The 4,863-nt window shown below is 70.6% G+C and carries 6 protein-coding genes; 4 read left to right on the top strand and 2 right to left on the bottom strand.

Features of this window, described 5'->3' with window-relative positions:
* Positions 1-199: 199 nt before the first annotated feature.
* Complete coding sequence (locus tag EF918_RS32575; protein WP_125652513.1) at positions 200-781, top strand: hypothetical protein; 582 nt, start codon at positions 200-202, stop codon at positions 779-781.
* Between the two features lie 4 nt (positions 782-785).
* Positions 786-1,424, top strand: coding sequence for an OmpA family protein (locus EF918_RS32570; protein ID WP_125652512.1), 639 nt, complete (start codon positions 786-788; stop codon positions 1,422-1,424).
* Here EF918_RS32570 and EF918_RS32565 read toward each other — a convergent pair.
* Complete coding sequence (locus EF918_RS32565; RefSeq protein ID WP_125652511.1) at positions 1,421-1,945, bottom strand: TetR/AcrR family transcriptional regulator; 525 nt, start codon at positions 1,943-1,945, stop codon at positions 1,421-1,423. The two genes, EF918_RS32570 and EF918_RS32565, sit on opposite strands and share 4 nt — an antisense overlap.
* A 163-nt stretch (positions 1,946-2,108) precedes the next feature.
* On the opposite strand from EF918_RS32565, the gene EF918_RS32560 reads away from it, so the two are divergent.
* Positions 2,109-2,549, top strand: coding sequence for a nuclear transport factor 2 family protein (locus EF918_RS32560; RefSeq protein ID WP_125652510.1), 441 nt, complete (start codon positions 2,109-2,111; stop codon positions 2,547-2,549).
* On the opposite strand, the gene EF918_RS32555 is transcribed toward EF918_RS32560, so the two are convergent.
* Entirely contained in the window at positions 2,524-3,102 is a 579-nt protein-coding gene (locus tag EF918_RS32555) for a TetR/AcrR family transcriptional regulator (protein WP_125652509.1), read from the bottom strand. The genes EF918_RS32560 and EF918_RS32555 overlap by 26 nt on opposite strands.
* Before the next feature lie 138 nt (positions 3,103-3,240).
* On the opposite strand from EF918_RS32555, the gene EF918_RS32550 reads away from it, so the two are divergent.
* Complete coding sequence (locus EF918_RS32550; protein ID WP_125652508.1) at positions 3,241-4,827, top strand: MDR family MFS transporter; 1,587 nt, start codon at positions 3,241-3,243, stop codon at positions 4,825-4,827.
* The last annotated feature ends 36 nt before the right edge of the window (positions 4,828-4,863 follow it).

The raw sequence follows: 4,863 nt of genomic DNA, 5'->3' as shown, positions 1-4,863 counted from the left end.
CGTGAACTTGATGACGCCCGCCCCCGGACCGTCGCCGTCCCCGGCGCCGCCGGAGCCCGGCGTCATCAAGTTCACGTGCGGCAAGGGCGAGGCCGCCGTATTCGACCCGCGCAGCCCTGGGCCGTGGCGATCACTGGCCAGAACACTGTTCGACGTCCGTCTGATCGACTGATGTCCGAGAGACAAGGAACCTTCGTAGATGAGCGCTCGGTACACGGCCCATGGGGGAGCGGCTGTGGGGACGGCGGTGATCCTGGCGTTCGCCCTGACCGGATGCGGCAACGACGCCAAGCCCGCCCCCGCCAAGGGCGCCGAGGCGACGGGCGCGAAGCCGCAGAGCGGGGGCCCGTCGCAGCCTTCGGGCGGCGCCCAGTCCCCGACGGCGACCCAGGTCCTGGCCACGATGAACGGTGAGGCGGGCATGGTGCTCACCATCAATTCGGCGGTACGGGACCCCAGCGGGTTCGTCACGGTCAGCGGCCAGCTGAAGAACACGGGAAGCGCGGCGTACGTCAACGCCGCGGCCTGGCGCGGCAACGAGTTGACGAACGGCGGCGTGTCGGTCGCCGGTGTCACGCTGGTCGACAAGGCCGCCAAGAAGCGGTACTACGTGCTTCGTGACACGGAGGGCCGCTGCCTGTGCACCACAGGTCTCGCGATCATCGAGGCGGGTCAGACCATGCCGTTCTTCGCCCAGTTCCCTTCCCCTCCAGCCACCAGCGCAGAGGTCGAGTTCAGCCTCCCGACCTTCGCCACGGCCACCATCAAACTCTCCGGGTGACCCCATGACGACAACCCGCCGCCCGGCCGCCGCACTGGCGGCCTCCGCTCTGGTCCTGGCCGGTGCCGCCCACCTCCTCGGCGCGACGAGCGCCCACGCCGACGGCGTGAAGCCCTCCGCACCGCCCGGCACGGAACCCTCCGCCTCGGCCCCGGTGCCCATCGACTCCAACTCGCCCGGCCTCAAGATCCCCCAGGGCGGCACCCTCGCTCCGCCCAAGGTGCTCGACATCGCCGAGGTCGTCGAGGACCTCGGCGGCGAGCAGCGGCGGCAGGAGACCAACCAGAGCGTCATGATGGCGCTCCAGGCCGAGGTGCTGTTCACCGAGAACAGCTCGGTGCTCAGTTCGCAGGCCGCCGCCCGGATCCAGGCCATCGGGCAGGAGATCAACCAGCAGAAGGCCACCCGCGTCCGCGTCTTCGGGTTCACCGACGACCAGGGCAGCTACGAGCACGGCCAGGAACTGTCCAAGCAGCGGGCCGACTCCGTCCAGGCGGAGCTGGCCAGGACCGTGACCAACCCCAACGTCACCTTCGACGTCCGCGGCTACAGCGAGGACTACCCGATCGCCGACAACAGCACCGAGGAAGGCCGCAAGAAGAACCGCCGCGTGGAGATCACCTTCCCCCGCGGCGCCGGCTAGGCGGCCGGCCGGTCCAGCAGGGCCGCCATCTCCCGGGCCCGGTGCGCCGGGCCCGGGCCGGGGGCGAGGGAGGCCACCGCCGTGGCGCCCTCGACCAGGATCAGCAGCTCCTCCGCGCGCCGCGCCGACCCCCCGGCCCCGGCGAGCAGCGCCAGCAGCGCGGCCTTGTGCCGCCGGACCACCGCCGGTGCGCCGGCGCCCAGTTCGCCCGCCGCGTTCAGGAACGCACAGCCGCGGAAGCCGGGCTCCGCGAACCACTCGGCCAGCCAGTCGAAGACGGCCCCCACCGGGTCCCCGGCCCCTTCGGTCGCCGCCCGCAGCGAGTCCAGCCAGCGCCGGTCGCGCCGCTCCAGGTACGCCGCGACCAGCGCGTCCTTCGCCGGGAAGAGCCGGTAGAGCCGCTTGAGGGGCACGCCGGACGCGGTCCGGATGCGATCCATGCCCACGGCCTGGATGCCCTCGGCGTAGAACAGCTCCTCCGCGGCGTCCAGGAGTCGGGTCCGGGCCTCGTCGTCGTCCATGCGTCCGAGCGTAGGGCATTCCCCCTTGATCAGAGAACGGGCGTTCTCTATGCTCGGCACCGGAGGGCGAGAACGAGCGTTCTCGACCCCTCTCGCCTCCTCTCGCCCCCCTCGTCACTGCCGCCCCCCTCGCCCCTCTCCGTCCTCACTCCCAGGAGTCGTCATGACCGATGCCCCTCGCCCGCCCCTGCCGCCGTTCACCGAGGAGACCGCCCGGGCCAAGGTCCAGGCCGCCGAGGACGCCTGGAACACCCGGGACCCCGAGCGGGTCGCGCTCGCGTACACCGAGGATTCCGTCTGGCGCAACCGCGACCGCTTCCTCACCGGCCGCGCCGAGATCCGCGCGTTCCTCGCCGACAAGTGGGCCACGGAGCTGGACTACCGGCTGCGCAAGGAGCTCTGGGCGTACACCGGCAACCGCATCTCGGTGCGCTTCGCCTACGAGTGGCGCGACGCCGGCGGCCAGTGGTGGCGCAGCTACGGCAACGAGCAGTGGGAGTTCGCGGACGACGGCCTGATGCGCCGCCGCGAGGCCAGCATCAACGACCTGGCCATCGAGGAGGGGGAGCGGCAGATCCTCACGCCTCGTGGTGCGCCTGCGTGATGATGTCGATCGCGACCTCCAGGGCGGCCTTCCGCTTCTCCTCCGGGTCGTCGCCCTCGATCTGTTGGAGGAACATCATCCCCGCGTGCAGCGTGAACAGCGCGCTCACGCAGCGCACCTGGTCCACCAGGGGCGAGTCGGCGGTGCGCAGCAGTTCCACCATGGCGAACAGGCGGCGCTTGACCGTCTCGCCGATGCTCAGTTCGCGCACAGCCGCCTGGTTCTCCTGCATGAAGCGGTACAGCGAGGCGCCCGAGGCCAGGGCCTCGCTGTAGCGGCGCAGCATCTCCTGCTTGGTCTCCAACGTCCGCGGCTGCTCCGCCGCCCAGGCGATCAGTTCGTCGATGGGACGCGTCTGGTCGTCGAAGACGCTGATCAGGATCTCTTCCTTGGTCTTGAAGTGGTAGTACAGCGCCGCCTTCGTGACCCCGAGCCGCTCCGCGATCTCGCGCAGCGACGTCTTCTCGTACCCCTGCTCGGCGAAGAGCTCCAGTGCGATGTCCTGGATGCGCTGGCGCGTGTTCCCACGGCGCTGCTGCGGGTTGGTGGACATGGCTCTCCCCATACTTGCTTGACGCCCGGCTAGTGACGGGTCTACGGTCCCAGTGTAATGACTAGCCGGTCGGCAAGTAAGTGTCGAGCGCCGGCCATCTGTAACGCAGCATGCACGACGCATGTACGGGGAGTGGACATGGGTGAGGCAGTGAACCGGGCGGGGACCTCCGAGGAGGTGAAGCCCCGTAGCGTGCGCGTCGTCCTGATGGCGCTCATGATCGCGATGTTGCTGGCCATGCTGGACAACATGATCATCGGTACGGCGATGCCGACGATCGTGGGTGAGCTGGGCGGCCTGGAGCACCTCTCCTGGGTCGTCACCGCGTACACCCTGGCGACCGCCGCCTCCACCCCCATCTGGGGCAAGCTCGGCGACATGTACGGGCGGAAGGGCTCCTTCCTCACCTCCATCGTCATCTTCCTCGTCGGCTCCGCCCTCAGCGGCATGGCCCAGGACATGGGCCAGCTCATCGGCTTCCGCGCCGTTCAGGGCCTGGGAGCCGGCGGCCTGATGGTCGGCGTCATGGCGATCATCGGTGACCTGATCCCGCCGCGCGACCGCGGCAAGTACCAGGGCATGATGGCCGGCGTCATGGCGCTGGCCATGATCGGCGGCCCGCTGGTCGGCGGCACCATCACCGACCACATGGGCTGGCGCTGGTCCTTCTACATCAACCTGCCGCTGGGCGCCGTCGCCCTCGCGATGGTCTCGGCCGTGCTCCACCTCCCCAGGAAGGAGCGGGGCAAGACGAAGATCGACTACCTGGGCGCCGCCCTGCTGACCGTGGCCATCACCGCCATCGTGCTCGTCACCACCTGGGGCGGCACGGAGTACGACTGGGCCTCCGGCCAGATCGTCGGCCTGATCGTCACGGGCGTGGTCGCGCTGACCGCCTTCCTCTTCGTCGAGACCCGCGCCGCCGAGCCGGTGCTGCCGCTGCACATCTTCCGCAGCCGCAACTTCACCCTCATGTCGGCGATCGGCTTCCTCACCGGCTTCGCGATGTTCGGCGCCGTGCTCTACCTGCCGCTCTTCCAGCAGTCCGTCCAGGGCGCCTCGGCCACCAACTCCGGCCTGCTGCTCCTGCCGATGCTGCTGTCGATGATGGCCGTCTCGCTGGTCGCGGGCCGGATCACCACCAACAGCGGCCGGTACAAGGTCTTCCCGATCGCGGGCAGCGCCCTCATGGTCGTCGGCCTCTACCTGCTGGCCACCATGGACACGAGCACCACCCGCCTGGTCTCCGGCCTCTACATGGCGGTCCTCGGCGCCGGCCTCGGCTTCCTGATGCAGATCACCATGCTGGTCGCGCAGAACAGCGTCGAGATGAAGGACATGGGCGTCGCCTCCTCCTCGGCCACCCTCTTCCGCACCCTCGGCGGTTCCTTCGGCGTGGCCCTGATGGGTTCCCTGTTCACCAGCCGGGTCCAGGACACCATGACCGAGCGGCTCGGCGCCGCCGGCGCCGGCGCCACCGGGGCCGGCGCCCAGCTCGACGCCGCGAGCCTGGCCAAGCTGCCCGAGGCGGTGCGCGAGGCGTACCAGCACGCCGTCGCCGCCGGCACCCACGGCGCGTTCCTGCTCGGCGCGGCCGTGACCGTGCTCGGCTTCCTCGCCGCCTGGTTCGTCAAGGAGGTGCCGCTGAAGGGCTCCGGCCCGGCCCCGGCCGCCGCCGAGGAGCCCACCGGGGCGCAGACCCAGCAGGCCCCGGTCGCCGGCTGACGCCACCACCCCCCGCCGCGGCCCCCGCACCTGCGC

The sequence above is a fragment of the Streptomyces sp. WAC06614 genome (assembly GCF_003949795.1).
Lineage (GTDB): Bacteria > Actinomycetota > Actinomycetes > Streptomycetales > Streptomycetaceae > Streptomyces.
Note: the sequence above shows the minus strand (reverse complement) of the source record. Positions and strands in the feature narration are given on the sequence as shown.